General features: G+C 65.4%; 15 protein-coding genes. 8 read left to right on the top strand and 7 right to left on the bottom strand.

Annotation, left to right across the window (positions count from 1 at the left end; translation table 11 throughout):
• Positions 1–104: 104 nt before the first annotated feature.
• The 5 genes from AC1MCA_RS06205 to groL all read left to right on the top strand — a co-directional run bounded on the left by AC1MCA_RS06205 (position 105) and on the right by groL (position 4691).
• The gene (locus AC1MCA_RS06205) at positions 105–434 is read left to right on the top strand and encodes a DUF3263 domain-containing protein (RefSeq protein ID WP_479801961.1); all 330 of its coding nucleotides are present in this window, start codon (positions 105–107) and stop codon (positions 432–434) included.
• A 51-nt stretch (positions 435–485) separates the two neighbouring features.
• The gene (locus AC1MCA_RS06200) at positions 486–1118 is read left to right on the top strand and encodes a LytR C-terminal domain-containing protein (RefSeq protein ID WP_479801959.1); all 633 of its coding nucleotides are present in this window, start codon (positions 486–488) and stop codon (positions 1116–1118) included.
• A gap of 166 nt (positions 1119–1284) precedes the next feature.
• Complete coding sequence (locus AC1MCA_RS06195; RefSeq protein ID WP_108600346.1) at positions 1285–1491, top strand: cold-shock protein; 207 nt, start codon at positions 1285–1287, stop codon at positions 1489–1491.
• Positions 1488–2771 carry an ABC transporter substrate-binding protein gene (locus AC1MCA_RS06190; RefSeq protein WP_479801957.1) on the top strand — a complete coding sequence of 428 codons (1284 nt, stop codon included), beginning with the start codon at positions 1488–1490 and terminating at the stop codon, positions 2769–2771. Before AC1MCA_RS06195 ends, AC1MCA_RS06190 begins: the two co-directional genes overlap by 4 nt.
• Positions 2772–3062: 291 nt before the next feature.
• Positions 3063–4691 (top strand): chaperonin GroEL, encoded by a 1629-nt coding sequence (groL, locus tag AC1MCA_RS06185; protein WP_108600340.1) that lies wholly within the window; start codon positions 3063–3065, stop codon positions 4689–4691.
• Between the two features lie 104 nt (positions 4692–4795).
• Here the strand turns inward: groL and AC1MCA_RS06180 are convergent, their stop codons facing one another.
• On the bottom strand, positions 4796–6118 hold the full coding sequence (locus tag AC1MCA_RS06180; RefSeq protein WP_108600339.1) for an ABC transporter substrate-binding protein: 1323 nt from the start codon (positions 6116–6118) through the stop codon (positions 4796–4798).
• Positions 6119–6349: 231 nt separating this feature from the next.
• Here AC1MCA_RS06180 and AC1MCA_RS06175 point away from each other — a divergent pair, with 231 nt between their 5' ends.
• Complete coding sequence (locus AC1MCA_RS06175) at positions 6350–7426, top strand: RNase H family protein (RefSeq protein ID WP_479801954.1); 1077 nt, start codon at positions 6350–6352, stop codon at positions 7424–7426.
• A gap of 32 nt (positions 7427–7458) precedes the next feature.
• On the opposite strand, the gene AC1MCA_RS06170 is transcribed toward AC1MCA_RS06175, so the two are convergent.
• The 4 genes from AC1MCA_RS06170 to AC1MCA_RS06155 all read right to left on the bottom strand — a co-directional run bounded on the left by AC1MCA_RS06170 (position 7459) and on the right by AC1MCA_RS06155 (position 10687).
• Positions 7459–7746, bottom strand: a complete 288-nt coding sequence (locus AC1MCA_RS06170) for a WXG100 family type VII secretion target (protein ID WP_108600338.1) — start codon at positions 7744–7746, stop codon at positions 7459–7461.
• 109 nt (positions 7747–7855) lie between these two features.
• The gene (locus AC1MCA_RS06165; RefSeq protein ID WP_479801952.1) at positions 7856–9397 is read right to left on the bottom strand and encodes a sensor histidine kinase; all 1542 of its coding nucleotides are present in this window, start codon (positions 9395–9397) and stop codon (positions 7856–7858) included.
• Positions 9398–9399: 2 nt separating this feature from the next.
• Positions 9400–10110 (bottom strand): response regulator transcription factor, encoded by a 711-nt coding sequence (locus tag AC1MCA_RS06160; protein ID WP_479801950.1) that lies wholly within the window; start codon positions 10108–10110, stop codon positions 9400–9402.
• A gap of 76 nt (positions 10111–10186) precedes the next feature.
• Positions 10187–10687: a DUF427 domain-containing protein gene (locus AC1MCA_RS06155; RefSeq protein WP_479801948.1), complete on the bottom strand. Its 501-nt coding sequence runs from the start codon at positions 10685–10687 to the stop codon at positions 10187–10189.
• Between the two features lie 199 nt (positions 10688–10886).
• Between AC1MCA_RS06155 and AC1MCA_RS06150 the strand changes: the two genes are divergently transcribed.
• A complete protein-coding gene (locus AC1MCA_RS06150; protein WP_108600335.1) occupies positions 10887–11144 on the top strand; it encodes a hypothetical protein in 258 nt (85 codons plus the stop codon).
• Between the two features lie 5 nt (positions 11145–11149).
• Positions 11150–12019, top strand: coding sequence for an FHA domain-containing protein (locus AC1MCA_RS06145; protein WP_479801946.1), 870 nt, complete (start codon positions 11150–11152; stop codon positions 12017–12019).
• Positions 12020–12028: 9 nt separating this feature from the next.
• Here the strand turns inward: AC1MCA_RS06145 and AC1MCA_RS06140 are convergent, their stop codons facing one another.
• The gene (locus tag AC1MCA_RS06140) at positions 12029–13675 is read right to left on the bottom strand and encodes a DNA repair helicase XPB (RefSeq protein WP_479801944.1); all 1647 of its coding nucleotides are present in this window, start codon (positions 13673–13675) and stop codon (positions 12029–12031) included.
• A gap of 13 nt (positions 13676–13688) precedes the next feature.
• Positions 13689–16187 (bottom strand): helicase-associated domain-containing protein, encoded by a 2499-nt coding sequence (locus AC1MCA_RS06135; protein WP_479801942.1) that lies wholly within the window; start codon positions 16185–16187, stop codon positions 13689–13691.
• Positions 16188–16194 lie beyond the last annotated feature (7 nt).

Below are 16194 nucleotides of genomic sequence, written 5' to 3'. Positions count from 1 at the left end.
GGCAAGGATTGGCCAGAAAACCGGAGCCGGGGGAAATGACAAGCGTGTTATTCGCGCCGTAACATGGGGTGGGATTTCCAACTTATCCAGCGAAGGGGTGTGACGTGGCGGAACCTGCTCGGGAGCACGTGCCGGAGCCGGCAGAGCTGACCTCACAGCTTGCCGATCTTACGCCGCGTGACTCACCGCTCAGCGGGCGCGACCAGCAGATGCTTGCCCTGGAACGCCAGTGGTGGAAGTACCCCGGCGCAAAGGAACAGGCCATCAGGGAGCTGTTCGATCTGTCCGCGACGCACTACTACCAGCTGTTGAACGCCCTCATCGACACCGAGGCTGCGCTGGCCCACGACCCCATGCTGGTCAAGAGACTGCGTAGACTACGTACGTCGCGTCAGCGGGCACGCACAGCACGCCGCCTGGGTTCCGACGCCTGACCACGTCTGTGCTGAGCCATCAGCAGCAATCAACAAGGATGTCTCACCACCATGACCAAATACGCTCGGGATGAATTCGACAAGGTCCCGGAGACCGCATCGCGCCAAGGTGTCCACCGTGCGGCCTCGGCGCCCGCCCGGCGCAAGCTGTGGCCCGTACTGGCAGTCGGTGTCGTGGCGTTGGCCATCGGCCTGGTTGCTTTTCTGATCCTTCCCAAACTCGGTTTCATGCAGGCCGGGAGCCAGGTGTCCACGAGCGTCGAAACCACCGCGACCCCGGATTCAAGCGCAGCTCCGTTGGCCACCACCGGAGCGACGCCCAGCGCCCAGCCCACGGCAAGCTCGGAGTCCGCGATGGCCAAGGCTGAGCCGAGCACTGCACCCAGCGCCACGCCGTCGGCCGCTCTCCTGGACAAAACACAGGGGATTGCGGTCTATAACGCCGCCGGAACGGCAGGGCTCGCTGGACGCATCAGCTCGCTGGTCCAGGCCGACGGGTGGACGCTTGGGCAGGTGGGCAACTGGGGTGGAGCGCCGCAGCAGACCTCGGCGATCTACTATTCAGGTCCGGCGCAGAAGGCGAACGCCGATGCAGTTTCTGCCTTGCTGAGCATCCCTACAGTTGTCCAAAGCCCTGATTTCCAGGTGCCGCTGGTAGTAGTCCTCGGACCCGATTACCGCTAGTGCCGCCTGCACAACACGTGGGCTCCCATAACTATTGGGCTCCGGCCCGGCCGGGTGCCTCGGCCTTCGGGGGAGCTTGTCGCTAGAGTGATTTCAGGCCTTGGTCCGTCACAAGCGGCACACAGCGAGGTGGGCCGGCGGCACGACCGAAAGAGTGGAAATCATCATGGCATTGGGAACCGTTAAGTGGTTCAACGCGGAAAAAGGCTATGGCTTTATTACCGTGGACGGCTCCGGCGACGACGTTTTTGTCCACTGGTCCGCCATCGAGGGCGAGGGGTACCGCGCACTCGATGAGGGGCAGCGCGTTGAGCTTGAAATCGGCGAAGGCGAGAAAGGCCCCCAGGCAGAAAGCGTCCGGCCCGCGGAGTGAAGCCGGCCAAATTCAGTTCGACTTTCCGTGTAGCCGCCCTTCGTGCCGTGGCCGGAAGCGCTGCCCTCCTGGCGCTGGCTGGCTGCTCCGGAGCGCCAGGCAATGCCCGGCTGGAATCCGTCGAAGCGTCAGGTGATGGCACCCTGCGCATCGGGCTGATTCTGGACAGCATGGGGGACCAGGCGTTCCTCAATGATTCCCAGTTCGCCGCTGCGACGCTGGCCGTGCAGGAAATCAACGCCGCGGGCGGCCACAAAGGCAGGCCGGTGGAGTTCCTTCCCAGGCCGGCAGGCACTGACCCGGCTGCACAGGCGGGGGAGCTGGTAGCTGCCAAAGCTGACGTGGTGATCGGACCCACTGATTCCAGCCATGCCGCCGCCGCCATCGATGTGCTCTCCCGGGCGCGGGTGACCCTGATTTCACCGGCAAACTCAGCTGCCGGCCTGACCGGCTATAAGAGCGGCGGCTACTACTTCCGGACTGCGGCGGCGGACGTTGCCCAGGCTTCCGTGTTGGTGAAGCTCGCCAAGGACGGCGGCGCAAAGAGGCTGGCTGTGGTCCACCAGGACAGCGCTTACGGCAAGGACGTCGCGGCTGCGGTAGCAAGCGCTGCGAAAGACGCCGGCCTGGACACCGTGGCCACGGCCGGATTCAAACCCGGCGATGCCCGGAAGGCGGCCGCGGAGGCCCAGGGGGCCACACCCGACGCCGTTGTGCTGATTGCCAGGGACGGCGCACGGGGCGCCATCGCCGAGCTCAACAATGTGGGGCTTTCCGGCGAAAAAATCGTTCTCAGCGAGGGCGCGTTCGCCCAGTACGGGTCCGGGCTGGGCTCCAAAGCCCTCGACGGCGCCCGGGCCGTGGTGCCCGGCGTCCTTCCCTCGGCCGGCTTCCAGGCGCGGTTGGTGGCAGTCAACCCGGCGTTGAAGGACCTGTCCTTCGCAGCGGAGACGTACGACGCCGTGAACCTGGCGGTCCTGGCGGCAGCCGCTGGGCAGGACGATGCCGGGCGCTCCATCGCGGCCAACCTGATCGCCGTGTCCGGGGGAGCGGCAGGCGGCCAGGCCGGCGCCCAGCCCGGCAAGCCGTGCCTGTCCTTCGCAGAGTGCAACGGCATTCTGAAGACCGGTGCCGGGATCAATTACGACGGCGAATCGGGGCCGGTTGCCTTCGACGCCAACGGTGACATCACCACCGCCAACTTCATGGTGTTCACCTATGCCGCAGACAACAGGGCCTCGCTCAGCGGCCGTGAGGCGGCCGGCCGGGCAGCTGGCTGATCGCCCGCGGCGAAACCGCCCGCCCGCAGAGTGAATAACCGGGCCGTTCGCTTGCACTCTCACCTGTGGAGTGCTAATTATTGAGTTAGCACTCTTACGTACCGACTGCTAAAGCATCGTCCGTTTTATCCCGGAAACGAAGCTTTGCGAAGGTCGTGGAGCGAAAGAAATACCAAGCTGGAGTGAGATCCCCAGCCGCGGCATACAGAGGCCGCCGGTTATGGATCGTCCGTCGCGGGCACTGCAGTGCGGTTCATTCTTAACGACTGTCCCGAAAGGACTACTGCCGTTATGGCCAAGATCATTGCATTTGATGAAGAGGCACGCCGCGGTCTTGAGCGGGGCCTGAACATCCTCGCCGACGCCGTCAAGGTCACCCTCGGCCCGCGTGGACGCAACGTCGTCCTCGAAAAGAAGTGGGGCGCCCCCACGATCACCAACGATGGTGTTTCCATCGCCAAGGAGATCGAGCTGGACGATCCTTACGAAAAGATCGGCGCAGAGCTGGTCAAGGAAGTTGCCAAGAAGACGGACGACGTCGCCGGCGACGGCACCACCACGGCCACCGTGCTGGCCCAGGCCCTCGTCAAGGAAGGCCTGCGCAACGTTGCGGCCGGCGCTGACCCGCTGTCCCTCAAGCGCGGCATCGAGAAGGCAGTAGAAGCCGTCACGGTTGAACTGCTGGCCTCCGCCAAGGAAATCGAAACCAAGGAAGAGATCGCGGCCACGGCTTCCATCTCCGCCGGTGACGACGAAATCGGCGCGCTGATTGCCGAAGCCCTGGACAAGGTGGGCAAAGAAGGCGTCATCACCGTCGAGGAGTCCAACACCTTCGGCCTGGAGCTTGAGCTCACCGAGGGCATGCGCTTCGACAAGGGTTACATCTCCGCTTACTTCGTCACCGACGCTGAGCGCCAGGAAACGGTCCTTGAGGATCCGTACATCCTGATCGTCAACTCCAAGATCTCCAACGTCAAGGAACTGGTTGCTGTCCTGGAAAAGGTCATGCAGTCCTCCAAGCCGCTGCTGATCATTGCCGAGGACATCGAGGGCGAGGCCCTGGCCACCCTGATCGTCAACAAGATCCGTGGCACCTTCAAGTCCGTTGCCGTCAAGGCTCCGGGCTTCGGCGACCGCCGCAAGGCCCAGCTGGCCGACATCGCTGTCCTCACCGGTGGCCAGGTCATCGCCGAGGAAGTCGGACTCAAACTGGAGACCGCCGGACTCGAACTCCTGGGCCGCGCCCGCAAGGTTGTTGTCACCAAGGACGAGACCACCATCGTTGAAGGTGCCGGCGACGCCGACCAGATCGCCGGCCGCGTTTCCCAGATCCGTGCCGAGATCGAAAACTCCGATTCGGACTACGACCGCGAGAAGCTGCAGGAACGCCTGGCCAAGCTGGCCGGCGGCGTTGCAGTCATCAAGGCCGGTGCCGCAACCGAGGTTGAGCTGAAGGAACGCAAGCACCGCATTGAGGACGCTGTCCGCAACGCAAAGGCTGCTGTTGAAGAGGGCATCGTCGCCGGTGGCGGCGTTGCACTGATCCAGGCCGGCGCCAAGGCGTTCGCCAACCTGAACCTCACGGGTGACGAAGCAACCGGTGCGAACATCGTCCGCGTTGCCATTGACGCTCCGCTGAAGCAGATCGCCTTCAACGCTGGCCTTGAGCCCGGCGTTGTGGTGGACAAGGTCCGCGGCCTGCCTGCGGGTCACGGCCTGAACGCAGCAACCGGCGAGTATGTCGACCTGCTGGCTGCCGGCATCAACGATCCCGTCAAGGTGACCCGCTCTGCCCTGCAGAACGCGGCTTCCATTGCCGGTCTCTTCCTCACCACCGAGGCCGTAGTGGCCGACAAGCCGGAGAAGAACGCTCCGGCCATGGGTGGCGGCGACGAGATGGGCGGCATGGGCGGCTTCTAGTCCCCATCTGCCGGAATCTTTCCGCACAAAAACGCGGCCCCCTCAGTGAGGGGGCCGCGTTTTTGTGTCCTGGAAGTCTTGTCTGAGCGGGAAGCAGGCCTGCTCTACTTGCGGGCAGTGGCGAGCATTCCCTCGACCTCTTTCTTGAAGGCCTCCGCTGCAGCCTGGGGCGTGAGGCGGTCATAAAGCACCTCGTCGGTGAAGCGCTTGATCACATTCTGAACGCTTCCGGCCCCTACCGGCGGAACCGGCGGTGCGTCAGCGATGTCCGGGGCGATGTCCTTGAGAAACGCCACCACGGTGGTGTCCGCCGGCTTGAGGTCAGGGGTGATTTTCTCAACGATTTCCGGGTTACTGGGCACCCCGCGGTCTGTCATGAGGATGGTGCCCGCTGCCGGGCTGTTGGCAAGGTAATTGATGAACGTGGCGGCCGCCTCCGGGTGCTTGGACCGTGAGGACGCCGACCAGAACATCGTGGGCTTGTAATACATTCCGTTCTCCGAGGACTGTCCATCAACGCTTGGGGCGCGGAGCATCTTGATGCCGCTCCCGGTGGTGGTTTCCAGCGAGCCAAGCTGGTTGGTCCACCACCACGCCATGCCGACGCGGTTGGTGCCGAACAGGCTTTCCTCAAGGCCCGCTCCCGAATCCTCCGTAGCTACCGTGGCCGGCGGGCTCGCCTTGGAATCGCGCTGTTCCTTCAGGCGCTCCCAGAACGAGGCGGCTGTTGCGGTGTCGAAGCCAAGGGTGCCGTCCTGCGAGTACAGGTTCTCGCCGTGCTGCCGCAGCCAGATGATGAGGTCGGCCTCGTTGCTGCCGTAGGCCGCACCGTAGTTCTTGCCATCCCCGGCTGCACTGAGTTTGCTCGCCGTTGCCATGAAGTCGTCCCAGGTCCAGGTGGTGTCGTCTGGAACAGGGACGTTGGCCGCTTCAAAGACCTTGGTGTTTGCCATGATGACGTAGGCGTTCTTCCCGGTGCTCAGACCGTACTGGGCGCCGTCGTACTGGCCCGAAGCCAGGGATTCCTTGTCCAGCTTGGTGGTGTCGATCCCGCTCTGCTTGGAAAGGTCCAGCAGCGCTCCGCGTCCGCCGTACTCGGCAATGTATTTCTGGTCCATCTGGATGACGTCGGGAGCGTCGTTGGCAGCCGTTTTCGTCGCAAGCTTGTCCCAGTAGCTGGCCCATTCGCCGGGTTCGGACTCGATCTTGATGTTCGGGTGCTCGGCCTCGAACGCGGAGATGACTTTCTCGGTCTGCGCGTTGAGGTACTCGTTTCCCCACCAGGCGAACCGCAAGGTGACTTCTTTATTGCTGTCAGACCCCGTGGACGCTCCGCATCCTGTAGCGAGCAGCGATACGGCCACTGCAACGGCGCTGAGCTGAAACCTTCGCCGGCTGAATTTCCGCTGATCTGTCTTAATCGTCATTGATCTGCCTTTCCTCGTCCTCGTGGAGCCACGCTCCAGGTATTCCGCTGAGGCGCCTTCGCCCTGGGGAAGTCTGCTGCTGAGAAAGCGGTTTCTCATCACGGTTGATTCTGCAGGATGTGGGCATTCCGCGTCAAGAGCTTCGGTAAGCGTTTTCCCACTTGTCCGTGCCGGCTGTGCGGAGATTCCTGCAAGGCGGTGTTGTGGCGGGCCGTCTGGCAGGATGGTTCAGTGACGATTACTGCGGCGGCCGATGGTTCGGCTTTAGGAAATCCGGGACCTGCTGGCTGGGCCTGGTACGTGAATGATGACTGCTGGCGGGCAGGCGGCTGGCCGCACGGCACCAACAACCAGGGCGAACTGATGGCCGTCCTCGATCTCTTCCGTGCCACCGCCCACGTTCCGGGTGAAGACCTGCGGGTCCTGTGCGACAGCCAGTACGTGATCAACTCCATCACCAAATGGATGCCAGGGTGGAAGCGTAAGGGATGGCGGAAGGCGGACGGTAAACCCGTCCTGAACGTAGAGCTCCTGAAGGAGCTGGACCGGGAACTCGCAGGCCGGAAGTACACCTTCGAGTGGGTCAAGGGCCACGCCGGCCATCACCTCAACGAGGCAGCTGATGAGCGCGCACGTGCCGCTGCCACCGCGTACCAGCAAGGGGTTGCGGCCCGTTCCGGTCCTGGCTTTGCAGGTGCTCCGGCCGCAGAAGCCCCTGCTGCCCCAGCCCCGGCGGCAGCAGCAGGTGCTCCGGCCGCAGCCGCTCCGGCACAGGCAGGCTCGGTTGCAAGCCCCGTCAAAGCCCAGTCAACCAAAGCCCCGGCAGCCCACGTTCCGGCGGCCAGGATTCCTGCGGCCGCGAATGGCCGAACCGGGTCTTTGCGTCCTGAGAGCTACGACGAGCCGGACCTTTTCAGCGAACTGGAAAGCGAATCCTTTGGCGCGCCCCAGGCCAATGGTGGAGGGCCTGGCCCCGAAGAAATCGCTGAGGCACTCGAACGCGAGCTGTCAGGCCCGGACGTCCGCGGCGACATCGGCCGCACCGGGGTGCTTCTCCACCCCGACTTCATGGAGATCGGGGCCTCCGGCAGGGTCTGGACCCGCGATGCGAAGATGATGGCCCTGGAGGAAGACCCCGGACACCAGGCGGAACTGGAAATCCTGGGCGCGGACCGTATCGGCACCGGCGCGGTCCTGCTGACGTACCGATGCTACTCGCGCTCGGGCACGACCCTCCGCAGTTCACTGTGGGTCCTCGACGGCACCAGGTGGCGGCTCCGGTTCCACCAGGAGACGCCCGAAGCCTAGCAGCGCCGCCCTGACCGGTCCCGGGGCCCAGCTCAGCTGAAGCGCTGGGTGTTTCCCTGCTCGGCCTGGGCATAGCTGGCGGCCGCCGAAGCCAGAGCCATGTTGATGGACGCCAGCGAGGCCTCAACCTTGCCTTGGGTCAGGGTCCATTCAGTGACCAGGGCCTGGAAGTTGTTGGCCGCGGAGCCGCGCCAGGTGGCCTGGAGTTCGTCGAGGCCACGTTTCATGGTGTGCACATCGGCGCTGATCCGGTCCACAGTTGCCCTAACGTTGGCTGACTTGAGCTCGAGCAGCTCGGTATCGACGGAAATGATGCTCATGGCAGGTGCCTCTCGACGTAGTGGGACAGCATCCGCTGCCCGGCCCGGCTGCTCCGGACCACTTCAACGAGCCTACGGAAGGGCCGCACAGGCCTGCCACGCTCAGTTCCTATATGTGGACAACCCTGCCGTCACTGGCCCCGCCGGTGCCTCCGTCGCCGTCGCCCGTAGCATCGTCGCTTTCACCGGGGTCGCTCGCATAGCCATGGGCGTCATCCGCGGGAGCCTCGTCCCGGATGGGCAGGCTGACCACAAGTGTGGCGCCGCCGCCGTCGGTCTGTTCCACCCGGACGGAACCGCCGTGCGAGCTGACGATTGCCGCTACGATCGCGAGACCCAGGCCGCTGCCACCGGTTTCACGGGTCCGTGAAGTGTCCGCCCGGTAAAAGCGTTCGAAGACCTTTACTGCGTCCGCATCTGAGATGCCGGGGCCGTGGTCCCGGACCTCAACGACGGACAGCTGCCGCCCGCCGTCGGACGTCCGGACACCAACCGCAAGTTCGATCGGGCTCCCCTCAGGCGTATAGCGCAAGGCGTTCCCCACCAGGTTTCCCACCACCTGGCGCAGCTTCGCTTCGTCGCCCAGCACAGGCGCCGGGGCCGCCGGGCCGCCGTCGAGCCCTATGAGGGAAATGGGACGCGTGCGGTCGCTGGCCTGGGTGTCCACCAGCGCATCATGGGCAATCAACTGCAGGTCAACCGGCTTCTGCTGCAGCGGGCGCTGTTCGTCCAAACGCGCGAGCAGCAGGAGGTCCTCCACCATGGACCCCATCCGTTTGGCTTCGCTTTCGATCCGGCCCATTGCCGTGGCCACGTCCTCGTCGGTGGTCAGCGCGCCGTGTCGGTACAGCTCGGAGAATCCCCGGATGGTCACCAGCGGCGTCCGGAGTTCGTGGGAGGCGTCGGCGGCAAACCGGCGCATCCTGCCCTCGGAGGCGGTCCGGGCAGCAAAGGCGGTCTCAATGTGCGCCAGCATGGCATTGAGGGAACTGCCGAGCCGGCCCAGCTCCGTGCCGGGATTATCAACATCCACACGCCGGGAGAGGTCCCCGGCGGCGATGGCGGCGGCGGTCTTCTCCACCCTGGCAAGCGGCCGGAAAGCCCGCGAGACCGTCCAGCTGGCAATCAGGGACGCCAGCAGGAGGGTGATCAGGCCAACCCCGCAGACCACCAGTGTGGCGTGCTGAAGGACATCGTCCACACTCTGCAGCGGCAATCCGATCACCACGACGGCGGGACGGTTGTTGCTGAGCACCGTCACGGCCACCACGCGCCAGTTCTGGCCGTCTGTGCCCCTGACCTGGTACGGGCGTGCCTCACGCTGTTGCGCTTCCTCAACCGAGAGGGTGCTGATGTCCGGGTGGTCGTCCGGGTCGCCGCCGAACAACTGCGGATTCTCGCCGGGCGTGAAAAGTATCAGGGAGTAGTCCGTGAGGACCATCGGGTTGGGCGCCGTCAGCGGCGTGAAGGAACGTTGTTTATCCGCGAGGTCGACGGCGGCGTTGAGCTTGTCGTCCACCTGGCCCTGAAGATAGCTGTGCAGCAGGGTCAACGTGCCCGCGCCGGTTACCGTCAGCGCAACAATCAGCAGGGCCATGATCATGGCCACCAGCTGGGACCTCAGGGAGGCCGATTTCCACCGCTGCAGCAAGGTCAGCGCTTCTCTGCCGTCCGGAGCACGTAGCCCACGCCGCGCTTTGTCTGGATCAGGGCGGGGACATCCGGATCGATGTCCACCTTGCGCCGGAGGTAGGAGATGTAGGACTCCACAATCGAGGCGTCGCCGTTGAAGTTGTACTCCCACACGTGGTCCAGGATCTGGGACTTGGACAGCACACGGTTGGGGTTCAGCATGAGGTAGCGGAGCAGCTTGAATTCGGTCGGCGACAGCTCGATCACCACGCCGCCGCGGCGTACTTCGTGGGCGTCGTCGTCGAGCTCCAGGTCATCCACGCGGATGACGGCGTCGTCGTCGAGCAAGGGCTGGGTACGGCGCAGGACCGCGCGGATGCGGGCCACTACCTCGTCCAGGCTGAAAGGCTTGGTGACGTAGTCATCCCCGCCCACGGTGAGGCCAGTGACCTTGTCCTCGGTGTCGTCCTTGGCCGTCAGGAACAGGACCGGGAAGTGTTTGCCGGAGGCGCGGAGCTTGCGTGTGACCGTGAACCCGTCCATGTCCGGCAGCATCACGTCAAGCACCGCAAGGTCGGGTGCGTGGAGCTCGGCTGCGGCCAGCGCATCACGGCCGTTCGCGGCAGATACCACCTCGAAGCCGGCGAAGCGCAGGGACGTTGACAACAGCTCGCGGATGTTCGGTTCGTCATCAACAACCAGCAGCTTGGCTTCGGGCCCGGTCTTCTTCATGCTCCCATCATGCTCCCGGAATCTGTGAGTTTTCTGGACGTTCACTGTGCTTTCGGCGGGAGGGCGGACGGATCCCTCACCAGCCCAGTGTGCCCGGCTCACCCTTGAACGGCCCCACCACCCTGTCAGTGACCCAACCGCCGTAGAAGCCCCCTGCCTGTGGACGCACACTTTCGCCGTCCACCTCGCAGCGGTCCACCCGGCCCGGATACACGGCCACTCTGTCAGCCAGGATCTCAAACCCTGCCGTCGGCCTCGGATAGAACCAGGCCGCTTCCCCGGCAACTGTTCCCCCGGCGCGGATGCTGAGGTAGCTCGCCGTACCTTTGAACTCGCAGAGACTGCTTCCCGCAGCCGGTTCCAGCACGCCCGGACGGAAGGCTGAGCGGGGCAGGTAGTAGACCGGCGGATGGCTCGTCTCGAGGACGCGGACCGAGTCATTGGTGTCCACGATCAGTTCACCACCCAGGAAGATACGGACCCTTTCCTTGCTGGCCTCTACACGGGGCGGCCGCGGGTATTCCCACGCCGATTCCTGGCCGGGAAGGGGGATGACGGGAGTGGGGTTCTGGCGCATTCCTCCAGTGTGCGGGACCACCGGGCTTTCTGCACGCACGACGCCGGGAACGCATTTTGGGTGCAGAACGTTCAGGTCCCTTTGGGTTCCGCAGCGCCCGCAGCGGGAATACAGTGAGGCTACCGGGCCTTCCGGGGCCTTCGTTTCCCGCAACAAACCAGTGACTCACAGCTACTGCCTACTAAGGGGAATTACCGTAATGCCTGATTTCAACACCTCCGAAAACACCGCCACCAGCGAGCGCAGCATCAGGGACTGGGCCGATCTGGCCGAGGAAATGTGGTCCTATCTCACCGGCAAGGGCGCTGCCATCAACTACCAGTTCGTTGACATGACAGTTGAGGTGCCGCGTGACATCGGCCCCGACGCCCCCCGCGCCACGTGGAAGCTCAACGGGAGCCTGCGGGTGACCACCAGCGACAACGACGCTGCCGGTTCAGACCAGAACCGCGCCTGACCGCCGTGCCCGGATACCGGCTGGACCTTGATCTGGATTTCTCCTATACGGACGAATCCGGAACCGTCACCCGCGGCAGCGCCCGGGCGGCGGGAACAGCGGTCACCATCACCGTGGACGGCTTGGATGCAGTCCGCGGGGGATCCATCCCATCCCTGGAAGAGATCCGGCCATTGGCCAAGACGCTCGCCGACCAAGGACTGAGTGTCACCATCGATGGCCCGGATGGAAGCATCGTCAGCCTCGGGGCCGTCAACAGCCCGGCGTCCCAGCGGCTGGTCACCCGATCACCACACATCAAGCTGGGAAAGCTCGGCGCCCTGGTCCCCTTGATGAGGCCAGGCCGCCGTCCATCCCGGGCCTTCTCGCTGCTGCCTCCCGAGACCCCGCTGCCTCTGATGCCCACGGTTAAACGGAAAATCACCCGGCGTGTCACCACCACGCACCACACACGTGGCAGCGGCCGGCCACGACTGATTTTTGTCCAGGACGCCGCAAAGTGGGACGGCCAGATCCCGCGGGAGGTGACCCTGGACCGGGAGACCTTCAGCATCGGGGCTGATCCCGCCTCGTCCCTGCAGCTCGCCGGCCTGGACCCGCTGCACGCGGAGATCAGGCATGACGAGAACGATGAGTACATTCTGGTACCGCATGGTGAGGTCAGCGGCAGTGTCAGCCGGACCGGTCCTTCCGTGCTCCGGACGGGCGCCAGGATCCAGCTGGGCCAGTGGCGGCTGGCCTACTTCCGGGAAGAGTTTGCTGACCACGGCAGGCCGTTCGGCGGCCGCAGCGGCGGCGAACTGGCCTACCAGCGGCCCCAGTTTGATCCGCGGACCGGCACGACGGAACGGGATGGCTCGCAGGGCATTACCTGAACCGGGGGGCTACCCCGGCAGTCCCACGTCCTTGGCGTCCATGATGCGGTAGGCATACCCCTGCTCGGCCAGGAAACGCTGCCTTTTGGCGGCGAAATCCTGGTCCAGGGTGTCCCTGGCAACCAGGGAGTAGAAGCGGGCAGCCCGGCCGTCTTTCTTGGGCCGCAGCAGCCTGCCCAGGCGCTGGGCCTCTTCCTGGCGGGATCCGAAGGAGCCGGACACCTGGATGGCCACTGCGGCCTCAGGCAGGTCGATGGAGAAGTTGGCCACCTTGGAAACCACCAAGGTCTGCACTTCCCCGGCGCGGAACGCATCGAACAGCCGCTGGCGTTCCTTCACGGAGGTGTCCCCTTTGATCACGGGAGCCTGCAGGCGCTCGCCGATTTCGTCCAGCTGGTCGATGTACTGTCCGATCACCAGCAGCTGTTCGCCCTGGTGCCTGGCCACGAGCTGTTCCACGACCAAGGTCTTGGACTCTGACGTGGAGCAGAGGCGGTACTTGTCCGCGTCCTCGGCCATCGCGTAGGCCACCCGTTCGTCACGGGGCAGGTCGATGCGGACCTCGACGCAGTCCGCCGGGGCGATGTAGCCCTGGGACTCGATGTCCTTCCAAGGCGCATCGTAGCGTTTGGGCCCGATGAGGCTGAAGACCTCGCCTTCGCGGCCGTCCTCGCGCACGAGGGTTGCGGTCAGGCCCAGCCGGCGCCGCGCCTGGAGATCGGCGGTCATCCGGAAGATCGGTGCCGGCAGGAGATGGACCTCGTCGTAGATGATCAGGCCCCAGTCGTGCCCGTCCACCAGTTCCAGGTGCGTGTACAGCCCGCCGCGCCTGGTGGTGAGGACCTGGTAGGTGGCGATGGTTACCGGCCGCACCTCCTTGAGCGACCCGGAGTACTCGCCGATTTCATCCTCGGTCAGGGAGGTGCGCTTGAGCAGTTCATCCTTCCACTGCCGGGCGGCAACGGTGTTGGTGACCAGGATCAGGGTGGTGGTGGAGCTGGCGGCCATGGCCGCTGCACCCACGATGGTTTTTCCCGCGCCGCAGGGCAGCACCACAACACCGCTGCCGCCGGCGCGGAAGTTGTCAGCGGCGAGCTGCTGGTAGGGGCGCAGCTTCCAGCCGTCTTCCTGCAGGGCGATCAGGTGCGGGGTGCCGTCAACGTAGCCGGCCAGGTCCTCGGCAGGCCAGCCGATCTTCAGGAGCTGCTGCTTGAGCTGGCCGCGCTGGGAAGAATGGACCACCACTGTTTCGCCGTTGATCCGCGGGCCGAGCAGCGGCTGGATCTTTTTGGCACGGATCACTTCCTCGAGCACCGGGTAGTCGTCCGTGCGCATGACCAGACCGTGCTGGGGGTCCTGCTCCAGCCGCAGCCGCCCGTACCGGGACATGGTCTCTTCGACGTCGATCAGCAGCGAATGCGGAACCGGGAACCTGGAGTATTTGAGCAGTGTGTCAAGGACCCTTTCGGCGTCCAGGCCGGCGGCACGGGCGTTCCACAGGCCCAGGGGGGTCAGCCGGTAGCTGTGCATGTGCTCCGGCGCACGTTCCAGCTCCGCGAAGGGGGCAATGGCGTGCCGGGCCTCCGTAGCGAGTTCATGGTCCACTTCAAGCAGGATGGTCTTGTCACTCTGGACGATCAACGGGCCGTCGTTCACGCGCAGGATTCCTTCACTGGCGCGGTTCCTCTGCGCCCTCAATATCGATGATGCGATGGATGGACAGGACCCGCTCGGTGTCCTTGGCGGGATCGAACACCCTGACGCGTCCGCCGCTTACGGAAAGGGGAACAACGATCTCAAGGTTGGCATTCCCGGAACTGTCCACCACGTTCATGCTGACCCGCTGCTTGAGCCGGATGGCCCGTTGCAGGGTCTCCAGCCCCAGCTGGGTTGCCGCCTCGCCCGACCCCGGCCCCGTTCCCGGCGCCGTACCGTTCCGGCTTCCGCCAACGCCGGCCCGTACCTGCCTCAGGACAGCCAGCTGGGCGTCGACGTCGGCCTCTGCGGGAGCGTTCCGCGGCGCGGTGTAGACGGGCCGGGCACCGCCTGGGGCGGTCCCGTTGGTCCGGCGCAGCCGGATCACGGAAGGTTCGGATTCCTCCACCGACGGCGAGAGCCCCAGCCCCCGCAGGATCTGGGCAGTTTCACGCGGCGTTGCGGAGGAGATCAGGACGGTGGGTGCGATCCGCGACAACGCCAGGCCGGCTGCCTTGGATTCAGCCGCCAGCTCCAGAACGGTTGTTTCGTCGTCGCTTTGGATGAAACTGGCTGCAGCGCCCACCCGGAGCCGGCCGTGCCGGGATGCCGTGTCCTCCACCAGGTAGGCGAGCGGCTGAGGCACGGCTGTTGCTGAATGCTCGCGCAGGAAGTCCAGCAGGGACGACGCGTCATGGCCGGCATCCAGTGCCCGTCTGATGGAGGCCGGCGAGAACCGGTAGATGGTGGCGGGTCCCTGGCCTTCGGCGTCCGCCATGAGCAGGAGCTTTTCGCTCAGTTCCGGCGCCAGGTAGCCCGGTGCCACTGCCGTGAGGTCGGCCTGGAGCAGGACGTGGTTCAGGGCGGCGGGAAGGTGCTCACCCAGGATGGCGAGGGCGTCGTCCGGCCGGTCCACCGCAATGGCGCTTCCGAGCTGGCTCAAAGCACCGGAGCCGATAAGGCCAAGCAGTTCCGCCTCCGCCAGGACCCCCTTGATCATGGAGCTGAACCGGCGGGCCATCCGTGGCTGCGCCCATTCGGCCCGCTGCAGCACTGCTGCTGCGTCCAGGACCGGGGCTGTGCCGTCCTCGGCAGCTGCCTCGGCCGTCAGTTCGTTGAGGATTTCCAGAATCCGTTTCCGGACCACCGGGGCGTCCGGCCGCTGCGCCTCGGCTGAGAGGGCATTCACGGTGTTGCCCGCCAGCGTCCGCTGGACGGCGGCCACCCCGGGACCGTTCACCGGCAGACCCACCAGCGAGGGCACCCGCTCACTCGCGAGCCAGGCGTTGACCAGCCACAGCCATTGTTCCTGCCGGGGGAGCGCCAGCCATTCCAGCTGCGGTGGCTGAACCCAGGCGGAGGAGTCCACATCCAGGCGCAGCAGGCCGGACAGGGCGCTGAGCTCCAGCAGCAGGCCTGCGAGGTTCTGGTCTATGCGGAGCACCTCGGCGACCCGCTTCATCTCCCGGACTCCAACCCCGCCGCTGCGCAGCGTCGCCAGCGGCTGTTCCTTGACCGCATGGAGGAGCTCGCCCAGCAGCCGCAAGGTCTCCGCGATGGCACCGAGGGCCGCGTTGCGTCGGAGCGCCGCGGTAGTGGTGCCCAGCTCCGGGACCGGCGGCGAGAGCGTGAAATCAGTGATGACGGCACCGCCACGCAGGGACAGACCCACGCTGTGCGGCAGTTCCACGTGTGCGGCATCCAGCGGGACCAGAAGTCCGCGTGCCAGGAGCCAGTCAACAGGCCCGACGGCGTGGCCCTGGTTCGCGACGGATGCTTTCCGTTGCGCCTGGGGGACGGCACCCATGGCCCAGTTGCCGAATTTGGCGAGCAGCGCCGTCGTGCGCTCCGGGGCCCCGGTCAGAGCCTCACTGAGGGCTTCGGGCGACGACGTCCAGTGCTGCAGTGCCAGCGCAGCCTCCATCGGAGTGGTGGCCTCCTGGATGGCGACTCCACTGCGGCGGAGTTCCGCCACCAGCTGGACTGCGCGCTGTGCAAACGCAGGTTGGAGCCGGACCAGCTCGGTGTAGCTGCGCCCCAGCCCGGCCGGATAGATGCCCACGACGTCCTTGAGACATCCCACGGGCAGGTAAAAGCGTTGCCGATGGCCGGGAACCGTTCCGTGTGGCGGCTCAGCGCGGTGAACGAGGGCAAGTTCCTGCAGGGCCGCCAGGATCCGTTCGACAGAAACGAGTGTTGCCCCGGCGATGAGTTTTCGTACGGTGGCTGCACTGGCGCTGTGTTCGGTGTCAGTATTCGTGCACAGGTGCAGTGTCTCCAGGACCTGCATCTGGGGCCGGTTCAGGCGTTCCAACGCGCGCTGGACGCTCACTCTTGCGCTGGCCCGCGCCGCCAGCGCCGGGAAATCGGGCACCGTGGGGGATATAAGGTCCGGCCGCGCCGCGAAGAGGGCCCGCAACGATTCGTCGCTGCGTGCCTCGAGTTCCTTGCTGAGCGCGCGAATAAGGGACATCAGGCCA

It is taken from the genome of Arthrobacter sp. BK1 (assembly GCF_056680055.1).
This window is presented reverse-complemented; position numbering and strand designations above follow the sequence as displayed.